Annotated in this window: 31 protein-coding genes; 29 read left to right on the top strand and 2 right to left on the bottom strand. The window is 71.7% G+C overall.

What is annotated here, in order from left to right; genetic code table 11:
* Nucleotides 1–139: 139 nt before the first annotated feature.
* The 27 genes from ADK36_RS31015 (at nucleotide 140) to ADK36_RS30885 (ending at nucleotide 19389) form a co-directional block, all read left to right on the top strand.
* The gene (locus ADK36_RS31015) at nucleotides 140–2308 is read left to right on the top strand and encodes a DUF2637 domain-containing protein (protein WP_053199828.1); all 2169 of its coding nucleotides are present in this window, start codon (nucleotides 140–142) and stop codon (nucleotides 2306–2308) included.
* Nucleotides 2309–2519: 211 nt separating this feature from the next.
* Entirely contained in the window at nucleotides 2520–2990 is a 471-nt protein-coding gene (locus ADK36_RS31010; RefSeq protein ID WP_053199826.1) for a hypothetical protein, read from the top strand.
* Nucleotides 2990–3193, top strand: coding sequence for a hypothetical protein (locus ADK36_RS31005; RefSeq protein WP_053199823.1), 204 nt, complete (start codon nucleotides 2990–2992; stop codon nucleotides 3191–3193). Before ADK36_RS31010 ends, ADK36_RS31005 begins: the two co-directional genes overlap by 1 nt.
* 121 nt (nucleotides 3194–3314) lie before the next feature.
* Nucleotides 3315–5261 (top strand): hypothetical protein, encoded by a 1947-nt coding sequence (locus ADK36_RS31000; protein WP_053199821.1) that lies wholly within the window; start codon nucleotides 3315–3317, stop codon nucleotides 5259–5261.
* Nucleotides 5262–5263: 2 nt separating this feature from the next.
* Nucleotides 5264–5800, top strand: coding sequence for a hypothetical protein (locus ADK36_RS30995; RefSeq protein ID WP_234329941.1), 537 nt, complete (start codon nucleotides 5264–5266; stop codon nucleotides 5798–5800).
* Nucleotides 5801–5875: 75 nt separating this feature from the next.
* The gene (locus ADK36_RS30990; RefSeq protein WP_053199817.1) at nucleotides 5876–6736 is read left to right on the top strand and encodes a hypothetical protein; all 861 of its coding nucleotides are present in this window, start codon (nucleotides 5876–5878) and stop codon (nucleotides 6734–6736) included.
* A complete protein-coding gene (locus ADK36_RS30985; protein WP_234329940.1) occupies nucleotides 6733–8166 on the top strand; it encodes a DNA/RNA helicase domain-containing protein in 1434 nt (477 codons plus the stop codon). The genes ADK36_RS30990 and ADK36_RS30985 overlap by 4 nt, the downstream gene beginning before the upstream one ends.
* 133 nt (nucleotides 8167–8299) lie before the next feature.
* Nucleotides 8300–8491, top strand: coding sequence for a hypothetical protein (locus ADK36_RS30980; RefSeq protein ID WP_053199814.1), 192 nt, complete (start codon nucleotides 8300–8302; stop codon nucleotides 8489–8491).
* A gap of 69 nt (nucleotides 8492–8560) precedes the next feature.
* On the top strand, nucleotides 8561–9070 hold the full coding sequence (locus ADK36_RS30975) for a hypothetical protein (protein ID WP_053199812.1): 510 nt from the start codon (nucleotides 8561–8563) through the stop codon (nucleotides 9068–9070).
* Between the two features lie 236 nt (nucleotides 9071–9306).
* Entirely contained in the window at nucleotides 9307–10083 is a 777-nt protein-coding gene (locus ADK36_RS30970) for a hypothetical protein (RefSeq protein WP_053199810.1), read from the top strand.
* Nucleotides 10084–10208: 125 nt separating this feature from the next.
* Nucleotides 10209–10442 carry a hypothetical protein gene (locus ADK36_RS30965; protein WP_053199808.1) on the top strand — a complete coding sequence of 78 codons (234 nt, stop codon included), beginning with the start codon at nucleotides 10209–10211 and terminating at the stop codon, nucleotides 10440–10442.
* Nucleotides 10443–10687: 245 nt separating this feature from the next.
* Nucleotides 10688–11110, top strand: coding sequence for an RRQRL motif-containing zinc-binding protein (locus tag ADK36_RS30960; RefSeq protein ID WP_425315501.1), 423 nt, complete (start codon nucleotides 10688–10690; stop codon nucleotides 11108–11110).
* Nucleotides 11111–11138: 28 nt separating this feature from the next.
* Nucleotides 11139–11669 (top strand): hypothetical protein, encoded by a 531-nt coding sequence (locus ADK36_RS30955; protein WP_053199804.1) that lies wholly within the window; start codon nucleotides 11139–11141, stop codon nucleotides 11667–11669.
* A gap of 4 nt (nucleotides 11670–11673) precedes the next feature.
* Nucleotides 11674–11958: a hypothetical protein gene (locus ADK36_RS30950; RefSeq protein ID WP_053199802.1), complete on the top strand. Its 285-nt coding sequence runs from the start codon at nucleotides 11674–11676 to the stop codon at nucleotides 11956–11958.
* A 55-nt stretch (nucleotides 11959–12013) separates the two neighbouring features.
* Complete coding sequence (locus tag ADK36_RS30945) at nucleotides 12014–12475, top strand: Pycsar system effector family protein (protein ID WP_053199800.1); 462 nt, start codon at nucleotides 12014–12016, stop codon at nucleotides 12473–12475.
* The gene (locus ADK36_RS30940) at nucleotides 12472–12831 is read left to right on the top strand and encodes a hypothetical protein (RefSeq protein WP_053199798.1); all 360 of its coding nucleotides are present in this window, start codon (nucleotides 12472–12474) and stop codon (nucleotides 12829–12831) included. The genes ADK36_RS30945 and ADK36_RS30940 overlap by 4 nt, the downstream gene beginning before the upstream one ends.
* Complete coding sequence (locus tag ADK36_RS30935) at nucleotides 12828–13808, top strand: ATP-binding protein (protein ID WP_053199796.1); 981 nt, start codon at nucleotides 12828–12830, stop codon at nucleotides 13806–13808. Before ADK36_RS30940 ends, ADK36_RS30935 begins: the two co-directional genes overlap by 4 nt.
* Nucleotides 13809–13913: 105 nt before the next feature.
* Complete coding sequence (locus tag ADK36_RS30930) at nucleotides 13914–14591, top strand: GGDEF domain-containing protein (protein ID WP_053199793.1); 678 nt, start codon at nucleotides 13914–13916, stop codon at nucleotides 14589–14591.
* Nucleotides 14588–15028, top strand: a complete 441-nt coding sequence (locus tag ADK36_RS30925; protein WP_053199878.1) for an ASCH domain-containing protein — start codon at nucleotides 14588–14590, stop codon at nucleotides 15026–15028. The genes ADK36_RS30930 and ADK36_RS30925 overlap by 4 nt, the downstream gene beginning before the upstream one ends.
* A complete protein-coding gene (locus tag ADK36_RS30920) occupies nucleotides 15025–15321 on the top strand; it encodes a hypothetical protein (protein WP_053199791.1) in 297 nt (98 codons plus the stop codon). Before ADK36_RS30925 ends, ADK36_RS30920 begins: the two co-directional genes overlap by 4 nt.
* Before the next feature lie 20 nt (nucleotides 15322–15341).
* Entirely contained in the window at nucleotides 15342–15548 is a 207-nt protein-coding gene (locus ADK36_RS30915) for a hypothetical protein (protein ID WP_053199789.1), read from the top strand.
* Nucleotides 15545–16027 carry a hypothetical protein gene (locus tag ADK36_RS30910; protein WP_053199786.1) on the top strand — a complete coding sequence of 161 codons (483 nt, stop codon included), beginning with the start codon at nucleotides 15545–15547 and terminating at the stop codon, nucleotides 16025–16027. The genes ADK36_RS30915 and ADK36_RS30910 overlap by 4 nt, the downstream gene beginning before the upstream one ends.
* Nucleotides 16027–16212, top strand: a complete 186-nt coding sequence (locus tag ADK36_RS30905; protein ID WP_053199784.1) for a hypothetical protein — start codon at nucleotides 16027–16029, stop codon at nucleotides 16210–16212. Before ADK36_RS30910 ends, ADK36_RS30905 begins: the two co-directional genes overlap by 1 nt.
* Before the next feature lie 22 nt (nucleotides 16213–16234).
* A complete protein-coding gene (locus tag ADK36_RS30900; protein ID WP_053199782.1) occupies nucleotides 16235–16648 on the top strand; it encodes an NUDIX domain-containing protein in 414 nt (137 codons plus the stop codon).
* A gap of 125 nt (nucleotides 16649–16773) precedes the next feature.
* A complete protein-coding gene (locus ADK36_RS30895) occupies nucleotides 16774–17463 on the top strand; it encodes a hypothetical protein (protein WP_053199780.1) in 690 nt (229 codons plus the stop codon).
* A gap of 290 nt (nucleotides 17464–17753) precedes the next feature.
* Entirely contained in the window at nucleotides 17754–18395 is a 642-nt protein-coding gene (locus tag ADK36_RS30890) for a ParA family protein (protein ID WP_053199778.1), read from the top strand.
* Nucleotides 18396–18510: 115 nt separating this feature from the next.
* On the top strand, nucleotides 18511–19389 hold the full coding sequence (locus ADK36_RS30885; protein ID WP_053199776.1) for a hypothetical protein: 879 nt from the start codon (nucleotides 18511–18513) through the stop codon (nucleotides 19387–19389).
* A 70-nt stretch (nucleotides 19390–19459) separates the two neighbouring features.
* On the opposite strand, the gene ADK36_RS30880 is transcribed toward ADK36_RS30885, so the two are convergent.
* Nucleotides 19460–20152 (bottom strand): hypothetical protein, encoded by a 693-nt coding sequence (locus ADK36_RS30880; protein ID WP_053199774.1) that lies wholly within the window; start codon nucleotides 20150–20152, stop codon nucleotides 19460–19462.
* Between the two features lie 113 nt (nucleotides 20153–20265).
* Nucleotides 20266–20463, bottom strand: a complete 198-nt coding sequence (locus ADK36_RS30875) for a hypothetical protein (RefSeq protein WP_234329939.1) — start codon at nucleotides 20461–20463, stop codon at nucleotides 20266–20268.
* A gap of 159 nt (nucleotides 20464–20622) precedes the next feature.
* Between ADK36_RS30875 and mobF the strand changes: the two genes are divergently transcribed.
* Together mobF and ADK36_RS30865 are read left to right on the top strand one after the other, a co-directional pair.
* Nucleotides 20623–22443 (top strand): MobF family relaxase, encoded by a 1821-nt coding sequence (gene mobF, locus ADK36_RS30870; RefSeq protein ID WP_234329938.1) that lies wholly within the window; start codon nucleotides 20623–20625, stop codon nucleotides 22441–22443.
* Nucleotides 22440–22787, top strand: coding sequence for a hypothetical protein (locus tag ADK36_RS30865; protein WP_053199770.1), 348 nt, complete (start codon nucleotides 22440–22442; stop codon nucleotides 22785–22787). Before mobF ends, ADK36_RS30865 begins: the two co-directional genes overlap by 4 nt.
* Nucleotides 22788–23228: the final 441 nt, after the last annotated feature.

The following is a 23228-nucleotide window of genomic DNA, read 5'->3' as shown; positions in this document are numbered from 1 at the left end:
CTGCAAACGCAGACGGCCCTCCAAGTCCCCGGCATTAGACCTGCCGGGGCCTCGGAGGGCCTGGTCACGACCCTACCGACCGACGCCGACCCGCGGTGACCTCTTGCACGAGGCGCCGGAACGTTAGAGAGGACACCCCGTGGCCCCCAAGACCGCCACCCGCCGCAGGCGCCAGGCCGCCCCGGCTGCGAAGCCCCGCGCCAACGGGCGCGCCAAGGCGCCGACACCGCCGGCTTCCATCCCCGCTCAGGCCGCCGCCACCGAGGACACCACGCCGCTGGTGTACCCGGAGGCCGACCCGGTCCTGGCCGACGCCGCCGACCGCGCCGCCGACCTCCGGGACCAGGCCGCCGACGACGCCGCGCGCATCCTCGCCGACGGCCAGGAGCGCGCCACCGAGCTGTTGGACGGCGCGCGCACCGAGGCCGCCTCGATCACCGAGGCGGCAACGACCGAGCAGGCCCGTGTCCTCGCCGCCGCCCAGGCCGACGCCGACCAGGTCCGCAACGACGCCGCGAGTACCGCGGCCGCCGACGCGGAGCAGGTCCTCGCCGACGCCGAAGCGAAGGCCAAGCAGCTACTCGCCGACGCGCGCCTCGAGGCCGACACCGTCACGGCGACGGCGTCCGGCGAGGCCGACCAGGTCCTCACCGACGCCCAGGCGGCTGCCGAGCAGCTGCTCGCCGACGCCCGCCGCCGGGCGGAAGAGGTCACCACCACGGCGGCCGCGCAGGCGGAGCAGGTGCGGACCGAGGCCGCGCAGGCCGCGGCGAAGGCCCTCGCCGACGCGGAGACCAAGCGCACCGAGCTGCTCGCGGCTGCGGAGCGCACCGCGACTGAGACCCGTACCCGCGCCACCACCGACGCCGAACAGGTGCTGGAGCGGGCGCGGGGCGAGGCCGACCGGCTGCGTGAGAGCGCTGACGACCAGGCCGTGCAGGTGCGGGCCGGAGCCGAGAAGGTGGCCGCCGGCCTTCGTGCCGACGCCGACCGCGCCCTGGCCGACGCCCGTACTTCCGCTGAGGAGCTGCGGGCCGCCGCTGACAAGGACGTCGCCCGGCTGCGTGAGCAGGCGGAGACGGACGCGAAGTCGGCCCGGGAGGCGGCGGCGAAGGCCACGGCCGACCAGGCCGCCGCCGCGCAGGCCCGAGCCGAGGCCGAACGGGTCATGGAGGCGGCGACGCAGCGCACCGTGCAGCGGGCCCGCCGCCGGGAGATCCGGACCGAGTCGCGCGCCAAGCGGCGTAAGGCACGGGCTGATGCCCGGCCTGCTGGCGGGGTCCCGCCGCTGTCCGGGCAGGAACTGGTCGGCGTGGTCGCGATCGTGCTGGCGGCTGCCGTCGTCTCCACCCTCGGTCTGCTGTCCTCCTACACCGCGCTGGAGACCAAGGCGGCCGGGTGGGGCTGGGAGTGGCCGTGGCTGCTCCCCGTCGGCATCGACGTCGCCATCCCGGCCTTCACCGGCGCCAACCTGGTGCTGATCCGCATGGGCATGGAGCTGCGCTGGATCCGCTGGGTGCCCAGGGCGCTGACGGCCGTGACCGTCTACCTCAACTGGAACGCCTCGGACAGCGCCTCGGGGCGTCTCGGACACGCGGCCCTCACGCTGCTGTGGGTCGTCTTCTCGGAGATCGCCTCCCACGTGTACGCCACGAGGATCGGCGCGGTCACCGGCAAGAAGCGGATGGAGACGGTGCGCCGCTCCCGCTGGATCCTCGCCCCGATCCCCACCGCCCGGCTGCGCCGCCGGATGATCCTGTGGGAGATCACCTCCTACGAGGACGCGCTCACCCGGCTCCAGCAGGAGACCTACCTGCGAGCGCAGCTCAAGGAGGAGCACGGTCTGCTGTGGCGGTGGAAGGCTCCGCTGGAGCAGCGGATGACGCTCAAGCTCGGCAGCGCGCCCGCCGCGCTCGCCGACACGCTCACCCCCGAGGACGCTCACACCATCGAGCGCGTGGAGGAAACCGAGCACGCTCACCCCGACATGAGCGCGCTCACCTCCGAGGAGGTACGCGGCGAGCGTGAGCGCCCGGCGCTCACCTCCGGCGCTCACGAGGGTGAGCGCGCCGCAGAGGAGACGGACGCTCAGCGAGCGGAGAACGCTCGTACACGCAGCGAGACGGAGGCGCTTACCGAGCGCCGCCACGCTCGTATCCGTCTGCTCTACACCGAGCTCGGGCGCCGCCCCGAGTGGACAGAGATCCGCGACGCGCTCACCGACGCGGGCCTGTCCGACACCCCGGTCTCCCGCCCGACCGCGCAGCGCCTGCGCGCTCAGGTCGAAGAGGCCGCCCCGGGCGCGTAGGTGAGCGCCCGGTGAGCGCGTCGACGCTCACCCCTCTGGCAGAACCCCTGCCGCTCATAGTCGCCACCGGCTCGCGCTCGCACCCCGAGCGCGGACCGGTGACGGCCACGGCCGGCAGGCCGATTTCCCGTTCCCGCCCCCGAGCAGGGACGGCCCCCTGGCCCGAATCGGTGCCGACCCGATTGCACAACCCGACGAAGGAGTAGCCCTGATGAGCGACGAGAAGCAGCCGCGCAAGGGAGTGTGGACGCCCGACTTGCTCGCGGAAGGCCCGGACAAGCGCCGTGTGTTCATCGAGCAGCGCAGGCAGTACCTCGCCCCCCTGCTCGCGGAGTCGAAGGCCCTGCTCGCAGAGATCGAGGCCGACCTGATGGAGGCCGACAAGCTGCCCGGTGACCTGCCGTTTCAGGCGAAGCTGCGGGCAAAGCACACGGTCCGGCCGCTCGCGAAGGTCGTCGCGGACCTTGAGGACGTGATCGTTCAGCTCACCGCGTACAGCGCGCGGTACCGGCGCAGCTACGAGGAACTGCCTGAGAAGCGGGCCGAGAAGGAGGCCGAGCGGCAGCGCCTGAAGGAGCTGAAGGCGGGCGGCGCGCAGCGGCAGATCGACGCTCCCGAGCCGAAAGCGGAACCCGCTGCGGACACGAACCCGTTCTTCGCGCACCTCAACAAGGGCGCGTGATGCCGGGCAAGGACCCCGCGCGGTCGAAGCGCCTCACGTTCGAGCTGTGGTCGCCCCGGATCAACGGGGCGGCCACCCCTCGCGACCGGGTCGTCGTCCTCGTCGACGCGGCCCGGGCGCACCTTCCCGACGACGATCCGATGTGGGAGGCACTGGCCGACCAGCTCGGGAAGTACCTGAAGGAGAAGGGCTTCGGCTCGTAACTCTCCGCGTTCAAAATCAACGTTCAAATCAAGGAATCCGGCCGCTCCAGCTGTCGCCACACGCGCGCGTCACGCGCGCGCGTACGCGAGAGCGGCGGTTACGTCAAGTGAGGACGAAAAGATGACCGACGACGGTCGGGGCGCGGACGTCATCACGCTCCCCCAGCTCAATCTGTCGCCCCCCGGCAGCGCTCCCGATGACGGCGTTCCGCCCCCGCCGGAGGCCGGTGACCTGGCCCCGCCGCCCGACTTCTTCCTGCCGTTTTCGACCCCCGGAGACGACGACGATTCGAGCACCGTCGACCCCGACGACGTCGCCCCGCAGATGGTCGCCAACGCCTCAAGCGGAACCGGAACACCGGCCCGCGCCACGGCCTCGATGGCGATGGTCACGATGGCGGCCATCGCCGTCGCGGCACTGCGCGGCACCTGGTCGGTGGCGAACTACCTGAAGGCACGGCGCGAGCACCACGACGCCGTCGCCGACAAGGCGCGCGAGGCGGCCGACAAGCAGAAGGTCGCCAACGCGGCGGCCGGCGCGAAGAAGGGCGTGCAGTCCGGGCCCGAGTTCGGACGAGGCGCGACCGGCAAGGGCGGCGGCGGTCGCTCGGGCGGGTCCGGCACCAGCGGCGGCTCCGGGCGCGGCACCTTCGGCCAGCAGCAGAAGCCCTCACCGAAGAGTGGCAGCCGGGGCAGCACGACCAACGGCTCCACCGGGGCCGGCGGCCGCGGCTCGGGCTCGGGAACGGGGCCGAAGGGATCGAAGAACGGAACCGCCGGCAGCGGCTCACGCACCTCGGGGTCGGGGTCGGGGTCGCGCACATCCGGGCCGGGCTCATCGGGCAAGGGCTCGAAGGGCGCGGCCGGAAGCGGCACCGGTTCATCGGGCTCGGGATCGAGCAAGGGCTCACCGAGCGGGGCGAAGAAGTCCCCGGGCACGCTCGGGAAGCTCGCGACCGGGCGGCAGCAGCGGAAGAACGACGAAGCGAAGGCTCAGCGCCAGGCCGCGGCCGATCAGCGCAAGGCCGACCTCGCCGACCGCGCGGCCGCCCGAAAGGAAGCAGCAGCCGAGGCCGCCGACCGGCGCAAGCGCAGGGCCGAGAAGCGGAAGGCGAAGCGCGAGCGCGAGAAGGCCGGCGCCACCGACCCCAAGGCCACGAAGGACCCGAAAGAGACCGGCAAGGGCAAGCCTGACGAGAAGACCGACCCGACCAAGAAGCCCAAGGCCGGTGACGGCACCGAAGCGAAGGACGACACCGAGAAGGTCGACCTCACCAAGAAGCCCAAGGCCGGTGGCTCGAAGGGCGGGACGAAGAAGACGCCGAAGGCGCCCCGGAAGAAGAAGCCGCGCAGCTGGCGGCGGAAGCCGAAGGGGAGCACGACGGGACCGAAGACGCGTCGGCGGCGCAGGACGGACCGCAGCACGAGCGGCCCCGGGTCGATGCCCGGCGGTGACGGCGAGTGGCTGCGCCCCCCGCCCGGCTGGGACGTCACCTACAAGGTCGAGGTCGAGGTCATCCGGCCCGAGCCGCGGCGACGTCAGCCCGCCGGCATCACCACAGGTCGCAGGGAGCTGCCCGCCGGGTCATCCGGTCAGGTCACGCCCACCCGCTCCGTACCGAAAGAGAGCCCGATCGTCATGGGTACAGCCATTTCCGTCGGCGAGGTCGGCGACACCCAGTTCGTCGACGCCGAACTGACCGTGTACGACCTGATCGAGTCCGACGAAGAGATGGGCGAGCAGATCCTCCAGGGCGTCGATCACATGAACCTCGTTGCCGCGAAGTGTGAGGGCCTGAAGTCCGGGCTCGAAAACCTCTACGCGATGTGCATCGAGAAGAAGGTGCCCGGCGTCCTCGTGAAGTGGACCATCCGCCTCATGGAGCGGGCCGGGAGCGTCCAGGACAAGGCCGAGGCGCTGCGCGATTCCCTGCCGCGCGCGTCCGAGGCGATCCTGTCCGCGCGCGACACCGCCATCGAGGCCGACAAGCTGCGCGCCGACCGGGTCAAGGAAGCCGGGCACGTCGCCCCGGCTGAGCGTGAGTACCACGACCGAAGCGGAGCCTGACCATGAGCACCGAATCCGAAAGCGGCGGCGCGATCGAACCGACGAACGTCCAGAGCAGCGCGGAGGTCACCGCCTCCGGTGCGTCCGACCTGCCGGCCCCCGGCGACGGGATGGACGCTCCGGCCGATCTGCCTGCCGAACGCAGCGGCCGCATCGTCGACGTCATCGCCGACGCGATGACGTTCATGCTCGTCATCGCACGCCTTGGAATCGCGGCGGTGGCGATGCGGCTGCTCTCGCAGGCGGTGAAGGGCGCGTACTCCTACGTCGAGGACTGCGCCCAGACCGTCGACGGGCTCGCCGACGTCGCCGCGACGCTGGCCGTCGACGACTCGGTCACCTCCGCACACCACGACGCGGCAGCCACGATGCGCGAGTCCCTCGCACTCGCCGACGCGCTCGCCGCTGAGGCGGCGGAGATGTCGACCGAGTTCGACAACGCGGCCCGCGACCACGAGAGCGACTACGGCGACGTGAACGAGGCGATGCAGGCCGGCCCGTACGACGTCGCCGAACGCGAGTGGTACAGCAACCGCTGACCCCATCCATCCCGAAGGCGCCGGTCCCCACACGAGGGGCCGGCGCCTTCCGCATACCTGAAAGGAGTGCCGGCGATGCCGCTGCGCACGTACATCCAGACCACCCGCCGCGCCGGTTCGGCCGCGATCAGCGGCGTCGGCCGGCTCGCGACCCTCGCGGGCGGCAGCGCCATGACGGCCGGGCTGTTCACCGACGCCGGCACCCTGCCCGCGATCCTCACCACGATCGCGGCCGGGCTGGGCGGGGCGTTCCTCTCGCCCCGGTTCCAGCTCGCCCACCCGCTGAAGAAGCCGATCGTCTTCACGATCTACCTGGCGCCGCACACCCTGCTCGTCTCCAACCTCGTCACCGAGCTGGTGTGGGACGCGACCGAGGGCCGCCTGGTCCAGGGCGGCGTCGCCGTGCTGTGGACGGCCGGAGTGTGGTGGCTGCGCCCCGGGCAGCTCGCCAAGCGGGTCGCGAAGTGGCCCGAGCCCGTCGTCGAGACCGACGACACCGAGGGCGACCAGGACGCCACCGGCGCTGAGGTCGAGGTCGCCGTCGAACTCCCCGACGACCCGGCGGGCCGCTGGTGGGCCCTGAACGCGGCGAAGAAGGACGGCGTCGCTGAGGGCACGCGTGTGATCGCCGTGCGGGCGATCGAGGACCGCCGCCGCGTCGCCGTCGCACTCGCCGCGATCGAGAAGGGCGAGCCCGTCCCCGACATCAAGATCAAGCGCCTGTCGGCCCTGATGAACGTGCCCGAGCAGCTGCTCGAAATCGAACCGATCCCCGGGCACGGCGCCGGAGTCGCGATGCTGCTGATCGGCCCCAAGCCCGAGGCGGTCCCCGCGGCTGACGAGGACGTGTGGACGGAGATCGGCCGGTCCGCGCTGCCCGGTGTGACCCTCACCGAGATCAACGAATACGACATGTCGAAGGAGCTCAACCCGTGACCCCGGCCGCCCTCGCGAAGAAGCACGTCGACGAGAAGAAGGAGGTGATGCGCGAGTACATGCTGCGCACCCGGCCGGGCGGCGTGAAGGGCGCCGACCACAAAGCCCTGTGCGACCTCCTGGACGTCGACGACCCCTCACGCGTGATCTTCGAGCAGGGCAGCGGCCGCGAGGCCGTCGTCCGGGTCTTTCCCGTGAACCCGCTCGCGAAGATGCGGGCGATCACCCTCGAAGACCTTCAGATGGATGAGGACGGCTGCATCCACATCGGCTCGTATTACGACGGCGAGCCGCTGCGGATGCGGGTGCACGACCCCGAGACCGGCAACGCGCAGCGCATCATCATCTTCGGCACGACCGGCGCCGGTAAGAGCCGTGCCCTTCAGGCGTTCCTCGCCGCGTGCAAGCGCAACGGGATCGTCGTGCACCTCTCCGACCTCAAGGGCGGCCAGTCCGTACCCGAGGCGAGGGGCAACGTCGCCACGCACGTGCGGACGATGAAAGAGACGATGGGCCTGCTGCGGGCCGCCGTTGCGAAGGCCGAAGCTCGGTTCAACCGGTACGCCGACATGGGCCGCTCGGGCTTCCTGATCAACAACCCGGACCCGCTCGAATACGTCGTCATCGACGAAGCCAACCGCCTGCTGGAGAAGGGCAGTCCCTTCCGGGCGGAAGCGGCCAAGCTGATCAAGGAGATCGGCCGGACCGGGCGCAGCGTCGGTATCGGCATCGTGCTCGCGGCGCAGGCCGGCCACCTTGACGAGCTCGGTGGCAGCGACACCCTGCGAGCCATGCTGAAGGAAGGCGAAGTCATCCTCCTCAGGTGGAGCTCGCAGATGATGGCCTCGCTCGTGGGCGACGGCCTTCTGCCGACCGGCGAGAACCTCCAGCCCATCCCGAAGATCATCGGTCGCACCCGTCGCATCCAGCGATGGGGAACGCCCGTCGACCGCAGCAAGGAGAAGCCGAACAGCCAGGGCATGTGCTACCACCTGACGTCAGCCCGGCCGACGTCGATGGCGCGCTTCTTCCTGGTCGGCTCCCTCTCACCGCACGAGGGGTACGACCCGGTGATCCGGCAGCTCTACGGCTCCGCACCGCCTCCCGGTGAACCCCTGAAACTGATCTTCCCGCCGCCCAAGGACGGCAAGGGAGGCCAGGCGGCAGAGGACGGCGACGACCTGGAGTACGGCGAGGGCGACGAAGTCGAGTCCGAGTCTCTGCCGCCGATGCCCAGGACGCTCAAGGAGCGAATCATCTCGGCACTGGAGTCCGGCCCCATGTCCGAGGCAGACCTTCGCGCGGCCCTCGATGAGGACGGCGGGAAGGAAGCCAAGCTCGGCTCCGTGCGCACCACGATCAGCACCCTGCGAGGCGAAGACAAGATCGCCCCCAGGGACGCATCCGGCCTGATCAGCCTCGTCATGTGATCACCGGCGCCCCGAGAACGAACCCAGGGCGCCCTCACTGCCCCACCCGCTGCGCCCTCCCCGCCGCCCCGGCCGGGAGGGCGCTCCCGCATCGGCGTCATCTACGCCGACCTTCCCGAAGGAGTTCCCCACCGTGGCGCTGACCGTCTCCCTGGTCGTCCTCGCCGGAATCGCCGTGCTGATCCTGCTCCGCACCGGCTACCTACGTATCTGGCCCGCACTCGCCGCCGTCCTGTTCGGCTTCACCCTCGCCTCCACCGGCATCGCCCCCGCCGTCACCAGCTTCATCAGCAGCATCGCCGGAATGCTCAGCAGCATCGGCTGAACCGCCCCGCCCCCGCCCCCTGCGCCCTCCCCGCCATCACGGCCGGGAGGGCGCCCCGCATCTGCCCGGATGGAGAACACCGTGGACGCCGACCGCATCACCCGCCCGATGACCGACGCCGAAGCCAAGGCCGAAGCCCAGCGGATCATCGAAGAGAACTTCCGCCCCGAGGTGCCCGTCGTGCGGCACATCCCGACGTCGTTCCGCGACGACACCCCGCTGCCCCCCTACGGCGACGCCCCGCCCGTCCATCAGGACGACAAGCGGATCGTGCCCGCCTGGGCGGCCGGGATCGCCGTCGCGAGCATCGGCGTGGGCGCCGGCGTCACCGGCATCGGCTGCGGGGCCTGGCTGGTCCTCCAGGGCCTGGCCTCCGTCACGCTCTACGGCGTCCTCATGGTGACTCTCCCCTTCGCGGGCGTCGCGATGGTCGCCACCGCGATCGGCGGCGCGATCAACAAGGCCCGCAACGCGGTCACCAAGAACGTGTACGAGGGCCCGGTCACCCAGAACACGCAGATCAACAACACCAGCAACCAGCGCGGGATGTTCTCCCGCACCCGCAACGACGTCCACTGAACTCCGGACGCTCTGCCTCGCATCCGACACCCCGCCGCATGGGCCGGGCTTCGGGTGCGGGACAGGCCATCCGGCCCTGCGGCCAGTCGCAGCCGATCCCGTCGCGGCCGTGGTCATCGCCCCGGCCCCCGGGGGCTGCCCGCCGCCCCGCAGCCGATGCCCCCAGGCCCGCCGCTCACCGCGTGGCCCACTCGCACTTCTCCGTGCCCACCCACCGACACCCTTGGAGTCGCCCCGTGCAGTCCAACGACCACACCCACGGCCAGAACCGCCAGGAGCTCACCTACCTCCCCGTGCCCTTCCCGAAGGCACCGCCCAAGGAGCCGCGGTTCGCCGCGCTGCGCGCCTGGTGGGACACCGCGTGGGAAGAGGACGGCGTCCTGCACAACATGTGGGAAGACGTACTCAGCGCCCCCGACGCCGGACTCCGGCACATGGCCCCCTGGATCCGCGCCGTCCTGATGGTGGCCGGAGTCTCCTTCGCCGTGCTGATGGCCCAGGCCGCAGGCGAAGTCGTCCTCGAGGCGCTGCACCAACTGCTCACCGCCGTGCCCAAGGTGCAGATCGGCGTCGACACCTCCAACGGCGTGGCCGCCGTCGTCGACCAGCCGGTGCGCACGTACATCGCGCAGCACGCCGCCGGCCTCCCGGTCGAAGGCTCCACCGTCTACACGCTGTGGCTGCTCACCGGCATCGTCGGCCTGGTCCTCGGCTACCTCTCCCGGAACAACGGCGTACGAGCACTGTGGGCGGCACACGGCGCGGCAACGGTCTGGATGGTCTGGACGACCACCCCGGACGCCAGCCGCCCCGTCGCGGTCGGACTCAGCGTCCTCGCCTGGACGTTCCTCTCCGCGTTCGCGATGCGCGGCTTGACCCTGCGCCGCCGCGTCGTCGCCGGGCGCCCGGCCAAGGTCTCCGTACGGCCCGAGAACCACGTCCACGTCTACGTGCCCGCTCCGGCCGAGCCCGTCGACCAGCCCTCGCACGGCAACTGCCCCTTCCAGGACTGACCTCCGGACGCTCCGCCTGGTCCTCGCTCACCGCCCCGGCGCGGTGAGCGAGGACCGGACAGGCCGTCCGGCCGCGCACCACCACACCGCTCCAGTCCTCCCGCCGATCCGCAAGGAGATCCGCCATGGCGCACAACACCCAGACCCCGCAGCCGGTGCAGGGCTGGTTCATACCCGCGCAGCCCACCGCCCCGGCCAAGAAGAAGATGCCGCTCCTGCTGCGCCTGGTGCTGGCCGCCGCGGCCGTCCTCGCGGTCGTGCTCGGCTCCCACACCAACGCGGACGACCAGAGCACCACCCCGCCCCAGACCCCCGCGGCCACCACCGCGCCGACCACGGCCGACACCAACACGCCGTAGCGCGCATCACCGCACAGCACCACGCGCCCGCCGGACAGCCCATCGCCGGTGGGGCGCCGCCGTCCCTGCCACCGACCCGCTGGAGGAACAACCGTGCTCATTCCCCGACCGCGCCGCCGCATCGGCCGGCCCCGCCCGCAGCGCCCCGGCCCCCGCTACCCGCACCGCCCCGACCGGCTGCCCGGCGCCTGGAACAGGTGATGACGCGCCCCCGGAAGAAGCGGCCTCCCCGCGAGGTGAAGCGCGTGCCACGCAGCGACGCGCTCCTGCCGGAGTATGACCGCGGCGCTGTCCCCGAGGGCTTGGCCACCAGACGCCAGCTGAGGGACATGGGCCTCAGCCCGGGAGGCAACAAGGGACCAGTCGCGATCCTGCGCTGCAAGTGGTGCTCCTACCGGCCGCAGTGGTCGTGCATCCACCCCACCCGCGGCTTCCTGCTCCGCGTCGACCTGGCGAAGCCCAAGCGCATTCCGACGCTCGCTCAGGAATGGGCCTTGGACCGGGCGATGGCAGCAAGGTCCACCTGCCCCGAATGCAGCCGCCGGTACTGGTTCTGTCTCCCGCTGCGCACTCAGGGCTGCTGCGACCCCTGCGCCAGAGGCTTCGAGCCCAGTCCCGACACCTACTTCGCTTCCACGGCCCCGGTCATCCACCGGCTCGCCGCCTGATCAACGAACCTCTCGAAGGAGAGTCACCGTGGCTCTGTTCACCCGCGCTGCCCCCGCCCTCGCGCCCGAGACCTGGACGCCGGAGGGCACGCTCGTCTCCCAGCGCTACCGGGCGCTGGAGGGTGCGACCGTCCTCGTCTACACCTCCGACACCGACCAGGGCACCCCGCGCTACGCCGCCGCCTGCCTGGGCTGCACCCACCGCAGGGAGCGCAACGCCTCCGGCAACGTGATGACGGAGGCGGAGGCCGCCCAGGCCGCCAACGCGCACGCCGCCGCCTGCCGAGCGGTGCCGCGCGGTATCCCCGCCCGACCCGACGACACCCAGGCCGCGAAGATGATCCGCACCCGGCTGTGGGCCCGCCGCTACGGCACGGCCCCGCACCAGGTGCGCCTGTCCGACTTCACCGGGCTCCGCGTCGACCTCCAGCGCCCCACCGACTGGATCATGGCCCTGCTGAGCGACATCGCGCAGGCCGACCCCGGCTTCCTCGCCGCGACCTCCGCCAGCTCCGGGCAGGGGACCCGCTTCACCGTCCAGCCCTTCGACGGTCCCTGACGTCGTGCGCGCCCGAACCGCCGCGCTGGTAGCGGCCGCCGTGCCCGTCACGGTCATCGCGGCCGCCGCCGTCCTCGAGGCCGGCCACTGGCAGCTGCACTCCGACCGGCACCGCATCGAGCTGACGCCCCGACCCCGCCGCTCCTGCCCCGACTGTCAGGGCGCGGGCGGCTGGTGGGTCGGCGGCGCGAACCCGGAGATGGAGGCGTGCGGCTGCTGGTCCGACCGGCGCGAGCTCCGCATCCGGCTCCTGCCGCTGCCCGCAACCCCCGACGAACCACCGTTCTGACCACCCGCGGCGGGCCGCGCGGCCCGCCCGGCAACAACAAGGAGAAGCACCGCCCATGACCTCCACGGTCACCGCTCCCAGCATCGACAAGAACATGGACGCCGCCTGCGCCTCCGTCGTCAACGAGATCAGCAGGACGGACGGAAAGTCGTCCTTACTGCTTGCCTTCAACGGCGCAGTCCTGGCGGGCCTCGCGTCCGTCGCCGACAAGGACCTGCCCCTGCCGACCAAGGTGTTCGGCGCGGCGGCCGTCCTCGCCCTGGGCGCAGCCGCCGTGCTGCTGCTCCTGGTCGTCCGGCCCCGGCTCAGCGGCGCAGACCGGGCCTCCTTCCCGTACTGGGCGCAGCTCGACGAAGACGCGATCCGCGACTGCATGCAGGGCGACCCCCGCGCCGCCCGCATCCGGGTCCTGTCCTCGCTCGCAGTCCGCAAGTTCGTCCACCTGCGCCGCGCGGTCGACCTCAGCCTTGCCGCTCTGGCTCTGCTCGCGCTGGCCGCCGCCGGCACCGCGCTGTGACGGCGACCCCGGGGCCCACGCCCCGCACGCGCATCGACCGCGTCCGCGCCTCCGCCGGAATCGTCCAGCTCGCCCTCCAGCAGATCGAGGACGAACTGCGCGGCGAGATCGGCGGCCAAGAGCTCGCGGAGATCCTGCGCGAACTCCACCACGAGGACCACCGCCAGGACGGCGTCTTCGGCTCCCTCGCGCAGCTGCTCACCACCGCCGCACAGGCCGCCGGACGGATCGAGCCGGACCGCGACGGCGAGATGTCGTGCCCGCTGCACGAGGCCGCCGCGCTCATCACCGACAACGCCGGTCTGCAGACCTACTACGCCACCCGTGCTCTTGACCCGCAGGGAGAAACTGAATGAAGTCCTTCCACCTGGACAACGCGCTGCCCGTCGACACGACCATCCCCGACCCGTCGCTGGTGGTATTGATCGGCGCCGCCGGGTCGGGCAAGTCGACGTGGGCGAGCACCTGGCCCGCCACGCAGGTCCTGGAGCTCGACAGGTTCAGGGCCCTGGTCAGCGACGACTCGGGATGCCAGGAATCAACAGATGACGCCGTGTTCGCGCTCCAGGCCGTCCTGGAGGCCCGTCTCGCCCGCCGGAAGATGGCGGTCATCGACGCCACGAACTGCGAGCAGGCTGTACGCACCAACCTGATCGCGACTGCCCGCCGCCACGGCGTGCCCACGGTCGCGCTGGTCATCCCCACCCCGGCCTCCGTGTGCGTCGAACGACAGGAAGGCCGGCCAGCGAACCGGCGCGTGCCCGAGCCGGTCGTCCTCGCGCAGCACGCCGCCATGGTCGACGCATGGCCCGGCCTGCCCGGCGAGGGCTTCGACCACGTCGTCGTCGCGGAGAACATCTACCGCCTTCAGCCGCTGCTCCAGCGGCTCAGTGACGCCCGGCGGGCGGATCTCGGCTGGGACGGCGGCGAGGGCCTGGGTGACCTGCTCCTGGTGCGACGCTACTTCGGCCCCGAGATCCTGCCGATGTGGCGCTGGCGCGACGCCTCGGTCCTCGCCGGTGGCGACCGCGTCGCGGAGATCCGACTTGGAGCGGACCACATCGTCCTTGCCCTGCGAACCGACGTCGACGGCGCGGGCGATGTCGGGTTCGAGGTCCTGGTGGGCTGCGCGGCCGACGACGAATGCGAGGGCCAGGCGTGGGCGCCGGTCTACAACGTGACTGATCTCCTGCGCGCCCTGACCGGCGAGCTGATGCACGACCCGGACGTGCGCTGCACCGTCCACGGTCCGCACGAGGACGACGACCAGGAGGACGACCCCGAGGGCCGCGCCGACCTGGAGGCGCAGTACGCGGACGCGGTCAGCGCGTGAACTTCGATCTGTAGCTCTGCCCCGGGACAGCCGCTCTGCTTGACCGGCTTCGACGGCTGTCCCGGGCCCATCCATCCCGTACGAGACGAGACGGAGAACCCAAGTATGTCGTCCTTCCTGCGCGTTCAGAGCCGGATCGGCCAGCGCACCCTCTTGCTGACCACCGCCGCCGTGCCGTTGACCGGCTGGGCGGTCCATGCGGTCGCGCTGCACAAGCAGCTCGCTGCGACGAAGCGCGACCCTCTGACCGGCCTGCTGCGCCGCGATGCTTACACCGCCCGCGCCCGCCGGCTCCTGGCCCGCCACGGCGACGACACGGCCCTGGTCCTGGTCGACGCCGACCACTTCAAGGCCGTGAACGACACCATGGGCCACCCGGCAGGCGACGCCGTCCTCACGGCCTTCGGCGCCCGGCTCACCGCGTGGGCAGGCCCGCGCGCAGCCGTGGGCAGGCTCGGAGGCGATGAGTTCGCAGTCGTCCTGGAGCTGCCCGCCGCGCGCCTGGAGCAGCGCCTCGCGCAGCTGGTCCGGATGCTGCACACGCCGGTCGTCCTGGACGACGGCCGCACCGTCGACGTCGCCGCCTCGGTCGGCGCCGCGACCCCGGCCGGGGTCGGCTCCCGCGACCTGACCGCGTTGCAAAGGGCAGCCGACGCCGCTCTGTACGACGGCAAGCACTCCGGCCGCGCGACCGTCGCCACCGCCGCTCACGTCGCGGTGCCGTCCGTCAACGGACGCCGGGCCGGCCGTCCGGGCACGGCCGTGTGGGGGCGAGCCGCATGAGCATCGCGACCCTGCCCGGAGGCGACTGGATCCGAGGCATCAGCATCAGGCAGCCGTACGCGGCCTGCATCCTCGCCGGTGCCAAAACCATTGAGAACCGGCCCGGCCGGTGGCGGACCGGCTGGGTGCTGCTGCACACGAGCAAGACCGTCGACCAGCCCGCCCTGCGCATCCCGCTGATCGGCCGCACGATCCGCGGCCGCGAGCTGGTCACGGGCGCGGTGGTCGGCATCGCCCGGATCACCGACTGCCACCAGGACCCCGAAGGAAAGCCGCTCTGCTCGGAGTGGGCGCACCCGGGAGCCTGGCACCTGGTCCTCGAGGACGTCCAGGAGCTGCCGCTGCCGGTCCCCGCACGCGGGCAAGTCGTGCCCTGGAAGCCGTCGCCGGACCTGCTGGGCCGCGTGTTCCAGCAGCTTCCCGACTTCCGGCCGTGACCGGCAGGGGACGCAAGAAGGAGAAGCCGCCGTTCGAGCCGGGCCTGATCCCGGCTCCCGGTCAACTTCTCGTCTGGCGCGACGGCCAGCACTTCGACCGCTGGCAGGACCTCCCCTGCGCGCTGTGCGGCCAGCCCACGCCCATGCGCTCCCACTCCGGTGAGCCCGTGCACAAGGCATGCGCGGAGGACTGGATCACCGCCAACCCCGTTGAGGCCCGCCTCGGGCGGTTCGCCTCCGACCTCACGCCGAAGCCCAAGTCCAAGTCCAAGGGCCAAGGCGACCACTCCTGACCTCCACCTGGAGGGCCTCCATGAGCAGCACCGACCGCGACGTCGACCACGCTCTTGCCTACCCCGAGCCGCCGGCCTCGCCGCTCTGGCACCGCCACGGCGCGAAGGCCCGCCCGCTCACCGACGCCCAGAAGCGACGCAACCGCGAGCTCCTGGACATCGCCCAGCGCACCACCCGACCCCGCTCCCCTCGCCCCACCGAGACCCTGGCGGAGGCCCACTCATGACCACCAAGCACTGCACCGTCGACGGCTGGGTCGACGCGCCACCCGCCCCTGGCCCGCGCGGTACCGCCACCTTCGACTTGGTCGTCCGACCCGACGACCCGGACAGCGTCGCCAAGGACGCCCCCGACACGATCGTGTCCTGCACCAGCAAGGCCGCCCGGATCACCCACGAGTTGCTGAACGGCATACAGCCCAGCGACCTGGTCCGCGTCACCGGCACTCTGGTCCAGCCCTCGTCGCCCGGCGAGCCCGCCCGGCTCACCGTCGACGCCCTGGAGGTCCTGGACACTGCGCTGGTCCCGATCCTGCGGGACATGGTGATGGACCGCTATGGCGACTACTGCGTCGTTTTCAACGCCGACAGCGACGCCGTGCCCGTTTTCACCGCGCTCGGGCAGTGGGTCGGCGAGGCGGACAACCCCGACGCCATCGCCACCCTCATCGACATCCACGAGCGCGTGAACGGCGGCGACGCCTGATGACCACCACCAGCACGCCGTCCCGGACCGTCCTTGAGCGATTCCCCGCCGGAAGCCCCCGCGGCTCCTGGCCGGCCGAAGAGTACGCCGCCGCCCAGCGCACCCAAGGCCACCCGGACGCCCGGGTCGTGATGGACCTGCCCACCGATCAGTTCCTCGTGGTCACCGACACCACCACCCACTAGCCCACCCAGCCGAGAGGTGCACATGACCGAGACCATCCGCTACACCGCCGACGTGGTGGCCCTGACGCCCGACGGCAATGTCCTGCTGATCGAGCGCGACTGGCCGCCGTACGAGGGTGCATGGGCCCTGCCCGGTGGCCATGTCGACTCGGGAGAGTCGAGCCGCGAGGCTGCCGCCCGGGAGCTCGCTGAGGAAACCGGCGTCCACGTCACCGCCGACGACCTGCGCGAGATCGGCACCTGGGACCAACCCGGCCGCGACCCGCGAGGCAGGTACAGCACCGACGCCTACCTCGCCGTCATTCCCGTCGGCACTCCGATCGCCGCCGGGGACGACGCCCGCACCGCCCGCTGGTGGCCCCTGGACAACCTGCCGGGGCAGCTGGCGTTCGACCACGCCGACATCCTCCGCGCGGCCACGGCCCCCACCCCCTGAGACACCACCCCGACGCAGGAGCGCCGCCCAGACCTTCCCGGCCGGGGCGGCGCTCCTGCGTCTACCGCCGGCGACGGACTCGCCACCCCTCCGGACCACCCCACCCGCGAACAGGAGCCCACCCGATGAAGCGCCCCTCTTTCCGTCGCTGCGGCCACGCCCCCGGCGCCCTCTCCACCGAGGACCAGGCCGTCGTCGACCAGTTCCGCGCGATGCTCACCGCCCTGCGCAACCCGCAGCCCTGGACATCCGGCGGCGCCCAGGACATCGCCGTGCGGATCGGCCCGTTCGTGGAACGCGCCCACACCCGGCCCGGCGACGACCACGGCCCCGACATGATCGCCGTCGCCCTGGTCCACCCCGACACCCCGCACGCCGCGGCCTACCTCCACGGCCGCCAGCTCGGTTACACCGAACGCGGCTGGCTGCGCTGCGAGACCACCGCGATCCTCGGCTTCTGGCAGCCGGGCTACGCGATGCTCACCCACGCCGCCGCGAACCTGCCCCTGCCCGATGACCTCGGCATGGAACCCGCGCACTACGCCCTCTACCTCGAGGCGCGTAGGCGCGATGACGCCAGCGCGGGCTACACCCTGCTGCGCTTGGGCCCGTACACCCAGACCCGGCATGCCCAGCAGGACTACGACCGGCTCACTGCCGCCCTGGACGGACGGGAGACCACCGTCGTCCCTGGGCACCGCATCTCCGCGCGGTACGCGCCGTTCGACGTCAGCGACCACCAGTTGTTCGCCGACCCCTACGAGGCCGACGCCGTGGAGCTCCTGGCCCACGCCCTCGCGGGGGTGAGCGCGTGACCACAAAGGCCTTATCCGAGATCGAGACCACTGACGAAGGCGCGCCTGCGAGCTGGGCGGCCTGATGCGGGTCACCGCACGAAAGAGGCCCGTGCCTCGCCATGATCTGTGGCGAGGCACGGGCCTTTTTGCGTTTCAGGCTCAACACGTCTACGACCGTCACCCTCGTGCCAGTTGGCGGTCACCGTGATGTTGGGTAGCGATTTGTGACGTGGTGCCGGTCACCGTGTCGGGGGAGACATGGCAGCATCTTGCGGAACGTAGCCACTGCACGAGGAGAGAGCCGCGCCGTGCTCATCGCCAACATCAGCCCCCGAAGTATGGGCAAGACGACCGACACCGGCATGATGGGACACGCATTCCACGAGGCTGGATACCGTGTGCAGCTGTGGGACGCGGACGAGTCTGAGCACCTCACTCAGTGGTCCGAGCTCGCGGACTTCCCCTTCCCTGTGAAGCACAACGCCTCCGCCAAGTTCGCTGAGGAGTACACGCCGCTCGGAGAAGCCGGGATCGACATCGTCGATGTCGGTCACACCGAGAACCACCCGCACATCGCAGACAGCGTGCTCAAGGTGGCCGACCTGGTCCTCATCCACATGGAACCGTCGATGGCCGACTACCAGCGCGTCCATCAGCCCCGCACTTCCACACCAGTCAAGACCATGGTCGGCCGCTCCGCGTTCGACAGGCCCTCACGCACGGCCCCGCCGATGTGGGTACTCCTCAACCGCGTACGCCCCAATGTCCGGAGCGAGAAGGAGATCCGGGACCTGCTCACCGAAGCTGAATACAACGTGCTCACGGTGAAGATCCCGGTCCTGGACGACATCAAGCAAGCCACAGGCTTCCCGGTGGAACGCGCGGCCCGAGGGCCGTTCGGTGAGCTCATCACCGAGCTGCAGGAGCGGGGGCTGATCAAGAGTGCCTAAGCGTCGTGACTTCCGAGCGGCGGCCAACAAGGGAGCCCAGCAGCCTCCCGCCACCAGCGCGAATCCCACATCGGACAGCGTGGCTGTGCCTGAACGCCCCGCCGAACCTCCGCAGATGCGCGCTCAGCCGTTCACGATGGAGCACTGGGGACTGACCCTCCCCGACGTGGACGCTACGCCGGAAACCGCGAACGGACCGCTCGACGAGCACGAACAGCGTCTCCTTGCCGAGGCTCACCGCGCCGTCGACAACGCCCGCACAGCCCGCTGGATGCTCGGCTTCTCCCTGGAAGTGGTTCGAAGGCGCCGCCTGTACCGCGGCGACGGCACCCGCACCTGGGAGCAGTACCTGCAGCAGGAGCACGATGGTCTTTCGACCAGCGAGGCGGATCGTCTCCAGAAGACTTGGCGTCTGGCACAGACCGTGCAGAAGGAACTCGGCCGGCCCCTGCCCGACAGCCACCTGCGAAAGCTGCAGCCGTACGCGGAGCGCACCAGCGACCAAGAAGCCGCGCGCGCCTACGCCGAGCTGTACTGGGCCCACCAGAAAGGCGGCGTCCGGCTTGTCGCCAACCAGGTCCAGCAGCGAGTGAAGAAGGCGGTGGCAGCCGCCAAGGGCGTGTCCGATCCGGTAGAGCGCAGCCAGGCCGTCAGCGCCGCCTGGACGACCGCACCCGAAGCGGTGATGCCCACGCAACGTGTCGAAGCGGAGCGCGGGCAGAGCGGCACGCCCAGCCGGAGCTCGGACCCCGTAGACGGCGCACTAGAGCTGCTGAATGTGGCGCGACAGGCAATCGAGAACGCCACGGAGGACAAGGCCGCACGTAAGGCCCGTAGCAGCGAAGAAGCCCAGCGGCAGCAGGACGCCATCCGCCGCATCGGCCGCATCCTCAGCAAGGTAAAGGTCGACGCCGACGCCATCCCTGATGTCAACGTCGACGCTGGCGCCGTCGACGAGGACGGCATCGTCGATGCAGAGCTGGTTGAGGGCTGACCCCTGCTGTTGAGCGGGACTTCCCCAATTGGGGAAGTCCCGCGATTTTTGGCGGCACTGCTCCGGGCGGTCAGCGTGAGGCGACACCCTTGAAGCCCGGACCGAGCCCGCGCCGCTTGCCGTGTGACGCGGCGCCGGGCCGTGCGGTGAGGGCCGCGACCACCGCCTGGGCAGTCTGCGGGGTGAGGCCGGCGCTCACCTGCCCGGAGGCCAGGACCCGTGCGTATGCGCCCGTGCCGTGGGTGCGGAGAGCGTCGGCGAGCGCGGCCGCCGCGGTCTCCGCCGGCCCGGCCCCCCAACCGCCCTCGTCCCCCTGCTGCGCCTGTCGGGGGAAGGTGTCGCGTCGGCTGAGGAGCACGGCCAGGGCCTGTGCCTCGGATGCGTCCAGCGTGACCGTGATCAGCGCGGCCCCGAGCTGGTGGACGCGGTTCCGGGTCAAGCCGTGAGCGGCGAGTGCCTGGCGCAGCGCCGCGCTCGTTCCGGCCGCAGCGCTGCCGCCGACGGACTCGCTCGCCCCGGCTCCGGCCTGTTCGGCGCGCTCGACGACGGCGGCCGCGGCGATCGGCACGACGGAGAGGATCTCTGCGCACTCCGGATCGAGCTGGGCGAGCGCACCGGCCAGGACCTCGAGGGCGGCGGCCACGTCCTCCACCGCGTCCGCGCTCCAGCGCAACGGGTCGGCGGCGTCGGCCAGCGTGCACGCCGCGACGACGGCCTCCTCCGCCAACGCCTCGACCCTGCCCGGCCCGGTAGTCAGCTTCATGTCCCGCCCAACGAGATGTGACCGCGCAAGGTCGTGCGCGCTGATCACATGATGACGTCCGCGATCTCCTCCATCGGCTCGTGTGGTCGTGGCGCAGTATTCGCACGGCACGGTCAGCTCTCGTAGAGAGCGCGCATGGCGTCCCAGAACTGCTGGGGCCGGGTGGCCTCGCAGATGGAGCATCGGCGCCCTGTGATCCAGTTACGGGCCGGGTGGTCCTGCTGGGCGGAGCGCTGGGTGTGGCCGTACTCGATCCGGAGCGGTCGGCGGCAGAGCGGGCAGAGGTCGTCGTGAACGAGGTTCGGGTTCATGGGCGGCAGGGTGCACACGTCGGTGGCTTACCGTCTTGGGCTGGTTGGGCGGCCCGCCTGACGGGCGCTCCGGTAAAGACTTGGTGATGCCCTCCCGCCCGGCGGGAAGGACCCCGGATCGCGCTTCTGTGCAGGTCAACACCGGGGTTCCATGTGGCGATGATCAGCATGTCGCCAGTTCGCCCGGGGACCGGGTGGCGCTACCTGTTCCGTGGCGTGATGGTCGGCGACGGCCACCGCCGGGCGGGCACGCCACTACGCGCCGCCCAGGACGAAGCCGGTGTTCCACCCGGCGTGTGGAAGGGCCGGGGGCTGGCCGCGCTCGGCCTGACGGCTGGGGACGTGGTGACCGAGCGGCAGGCCGAACTCCTCCTGGGGGAGGGCCGGCACCCGGACGCCGACCGGATCGAGCGCGAGCTCCTGGCGCAGGGCAGGAGCCCGGCGCAGGCGCGGCGGGCGACCGTGCTGGGCAGGCCCATCGAGCACAACCGCTCACCGAAGACCGACAAGGCCAAGGAGCGCACGCCCTGGCTGGCCTTCGACCTGACGTTCCGGCCCCCGCCGACGGCACACATCGCGTGGGCCCTGATGGACGACCGGCACCGCCTGGTGCTGGAGCTGTGCGACGACATCGCCCGCGACAAGACGCTGGCGTGGCTGGAGGAGTCGGTCGCGGAGATCCGCTGGAAGGCCGGCGGCAAGCAGCGGGCCCGGGTCAAGGACGGGCTGATCGTCGCGGTCTTCCGGCACTACGAGTCCAGGGCCACGGAATCGAGGCCGCTGCTCCACGCGCACGCGGTCGTGTCGATCCGCGCCCGGCGGCCACACGACGGGAAGTGGGGCAACCTGTCGGCGGACTCGCTGATGGCCCACATCGTCGCGGCCGACACCCTCTACACCCTGTACTTCATGGAGGAGCTGTCCGCCCGGCTCGGGTGGGCGTGGGAGCCGCGCGAGGTGACGCCCGGCCGCCGGCCCGTCATGGACATCGCCGGGATCGACCGGCGGCTCATCGACTGGCAGTCGACCCGCCGCCAGCAGATCGAGGACGCGCTGCCCGTCCTCACCGCCAAGTACGAGGAACGGCAGGGACACGCGCCGGGGGAGCGGGCCGCCTACGCGCTGGCCTGCCAGGCCGCCGACCAGACCCGCCCGCCCAAGCGCACCGAGCTGCTGTCGCTGACCGAGCTGCGTAAGCGATGGCGCGCCTCGGCGATCCGGGCGTTCGGCGCCTGCACCGTCTACCGGCTCGCACAGCGGGCGCGGGCGGCGGCCGCAGCGGTGTGGGCACGGGTGCGGCCGGTGGTCGACATCGCCCTGGCGGCCGTCGACGTCGTCGCCGTGGTGTACGTGATGCGCGGCGCGTTCAAGCGCCACCACCTGCTCGCCGAAGCCCGCCGCCACCTCTCCTACGTCCTGCGCGGCCGGCCCCACGAGCCGGGCCTGGACGAACAGATCGTGCAAACGGTCGTCGACGACTACACCCGCCCGGCGAGCCGGCGGATGATGACCGCCGACCTGCGCGCCCTGTACCCGCGCGACACCGAGGACCAGGCCGTGCTGCGCCCGCTGACCCGCAAGCGGACCGCCCCGCCTTACGAGCGGGCCCGCCTCGCCGCCGACGCCCTGGCCGCCCGGGTCCACGCGGTGCGCCGGGCAGAGCGCCTGGGCTCCCGTACCCGACCGCGCACCGTCGCCGTGCCCGCCGCCTCGAGGTCGCACCCGCGGCCGTTCCGCACCGGCCCGAAGAACGGTCGCCTCCTGGAGCCGGAGACCGGCGTCGACACGGTGGAACAGACGCGCCAGACCTTGGAAGCCGCCGCCGCGCAGGTGGCCGCCACGCTCCAGGACAGCCGGCGGGCGCGCGAAGTCGCCCACGGCCCCCGCCCGCAGCCCACCCCGGCGACGGCCCCGCCGCCGCACACCCAGCAACCCGGCACCCAGCACACGCCGGGCCGAACCACAGGAGGAGTCACGTGAACACCCCGGAAGAACGCCCCAACCCCGACGACGCACTCGCCCGCGCCCGTTCCGCCCGCGAGCAGATGGCCGCCGCGCTCACCGAGGACCAGGAGCCCGAGCCCGACGAGCCCCTGGGGTGGCAGCCGATCTGGAAGCGGCCCCGGAAGCCGAAGTCGAAGGCGGACAAGAAGAGGGAGCTGCGCAAGCAGCGGAAGCGGCTCCAGGAAGCCGGGAAGCGCCGGCTCGCCGCCGCACAGTCGCGTCGGCCCCGCTCCCGGCAGAGCCGGATCGGCAACGCGGCCGCGCGCCGTGATGCCCGCGCCCTGTCCCGGGTGCGGCACTCCAGTGCCTGGCTGTGGTGACGATGTCGGGCATCGTCCACCGAGTGGAGCCCACGATGTTCAGCATCCAGTGGCGATGCACGACATCGGGTGGACTCCACCCGATGGACTCCACTCAGTGGGCTCCACCGAGTGGACTCCACTCCGGTGCGCCGGATGACGATGGACGCCACCGTGGTACGCATCGCGATGTCGGCCACCGCACCCGGTGCACCGCGCCCGGCGATGCCCGGCACTCTCGCGCGCGCCCGGTGCGCCGCACGCGATGTCCCGCACCGCACCGGTGCGCTCACCGCCGACCGACCCCTTGACCAGGTGCGGCCGGAGGCGCGCGACCCCTTGACCAGCTCCGCTCCACCCCCTTGTCCAGGTCTGCTACCGAGGACGATTCCCCTTGACACAGCCCGTTCCGGCTGGCGATCAGGCCGTGGTCAAGGGGGCGTGTGATAGAGGAACCCGCCC

The sequence above is a fragment of the Streptomyces viridochromogenes genome (genome assembly GCF_001270495.1).
GTDB lineage: Bacteria > Actinomycetota > Actinomycetes > Streptomycetales > Streptomycetaceae > Streptomyces > Streptomyces viridochromogenes_A.
The sequence above is the reverse complement of the archived record's forward strand: the minus strand, read 5'-3'. Positions and strand labels throughout refer to the sequence as shown.

Bases quoted from the DNA above. Each gene is read 5' to 3' on its own strand.
- ADK36_RS30930 (WP_053199793.1), top strand. From the start codon at position 13,914: ATGTCGTCCTTCCTGCGCGTTCAGAGCCGGATCGGCCAGCGCACCCTC.
- ADK36_RS30945 (WP_053199800.1), top strand. From the start codon at position 12,014: ATGACCTCCACGGTCACCGCTCCCAGCATCGACAAGAACATGGACGCC.
- ADK36_RS30995 (WP_234329941.1), top strand. From the start codon at position 5,264: ATGAGCACCGAATCCGAAAGCGGCGGCGCGATCGAACCGACGAACGTC.
- ADK36_RS30990 (WP_053199817.1), top strand. From the start codon at position 5,876: ATGCCGCTGCGCACGTACATCCAGACCACCCGCCGCGCCGGTTCGGCC.
- ADK36_RS30905 (WP_053199784.1), top strand. From the start codon at position 16,027: ATGACCACCACCAGCACGCCGTCCCGGACCGTCCTTGAGCGATTCCCC.
- ADK36_RS30900 (WP_053199782.1), top strand. From the start codon at position 16,235: ATGACCGAGACCATCCGCTACACCGCCGACGTGGTGGCCCTGACGCCC.
- ADK36_RS30875 (WP_234329939.1), bottom strand. From the start codon at position 20,463: ATGAACCCGAACCTCGTTCACGACGACCTCTGCCCGCTCTGCCGCCGA.
- ADK36_RS31000 (WP_053199821.1), top strand. From the start codon at position 3,315: ATGACCGACGACGGTCGGGGCGCGGACGTCATCACGCTCCCCCAGCTC.
- ADK36_RS30915 (WP_053199789.1), top strand. From the start codon at position 15,342: ATGAGCAGCACCGACCGCGACGTCGACCACGCTCTTGCCTACCCCGAG.
- ADK36_RS30935 (WP_053199796.1), top strand. From the start codon at position 12,828: ATGAAGTCCTTCCACCTGGACAACGCGCTGCCCGTCGACACGACCATC.
- ADK36_RS30965 (WP_053199808.1), top strand. From the start codon at position 10,209: ATGGCGCACAACACCCAGACCCCGCAGCCGGTGCAGGGCTGGTTCATA.
- ADK36_RS31010 (WP_053199826.1), top strand. From the start codon at position 2,520: ATGAGCGACGAGAAGCAGCCGCGCAAGGGAGTGTGGACGCCCGACTTG.
- ADK36_RS31005 (WP_053199823.1), top strand. From the start codon at position 2,990: ATGCCGGGCAAGGACCCCGCGCGGTCGAAGCGCCTCACGTTCGAGCTG.
- mobF (WP_234329938.1), top strand. From the start codon at position 20,623: ATGATCAGCATGTCGCCAGTTCGCCCGGGGACCGGGTGGCGCTACCTG.
- ADK36_RS30975 (WP_053199812.1), top strand. From the start codon at position 8,561: ATGGAGAACACCGTGGACGCCGACCGCATCACCCGCCCGATGACCGAC.
- ADK36_RS30885 (WP_053199776.1), top strand. From the start codon at position 18,511: ATGCGCGCTCAGCCGTTCACGATGGAGCACTGGGGACTGACCCTCCCC.
- ADK36_RS30895 (WP_053199780.1), top strand. From the start codon at position 16,774: ATGAAGCGCCCCTCTTTCCGTCGCTGCGGCCACGCCCCCGGCGCCCTC.
- ADK36_RS30925 (WP_053199878.1), top strand. From the start codon at position 14,588: ATGAGCATCGCGACCCTGCCCGGAGGCGACTGGATCCGAGGCATCAGC.
- ADK36_RS30910 (WP_053199786.1), top strand. From the start codon at position 15,545: ATGACCACCAAGCACTGCACCGTCGACGGCTGGGTCGACGCGCCACCC.
- ADK36_RS30880 (WP_053199774.1), bottom strand. From the start codon at position 20,152: ATGAAGCTGACTACCGGGCCGGGCAGGGTCGAGGCGTTGGCGGAGGAG.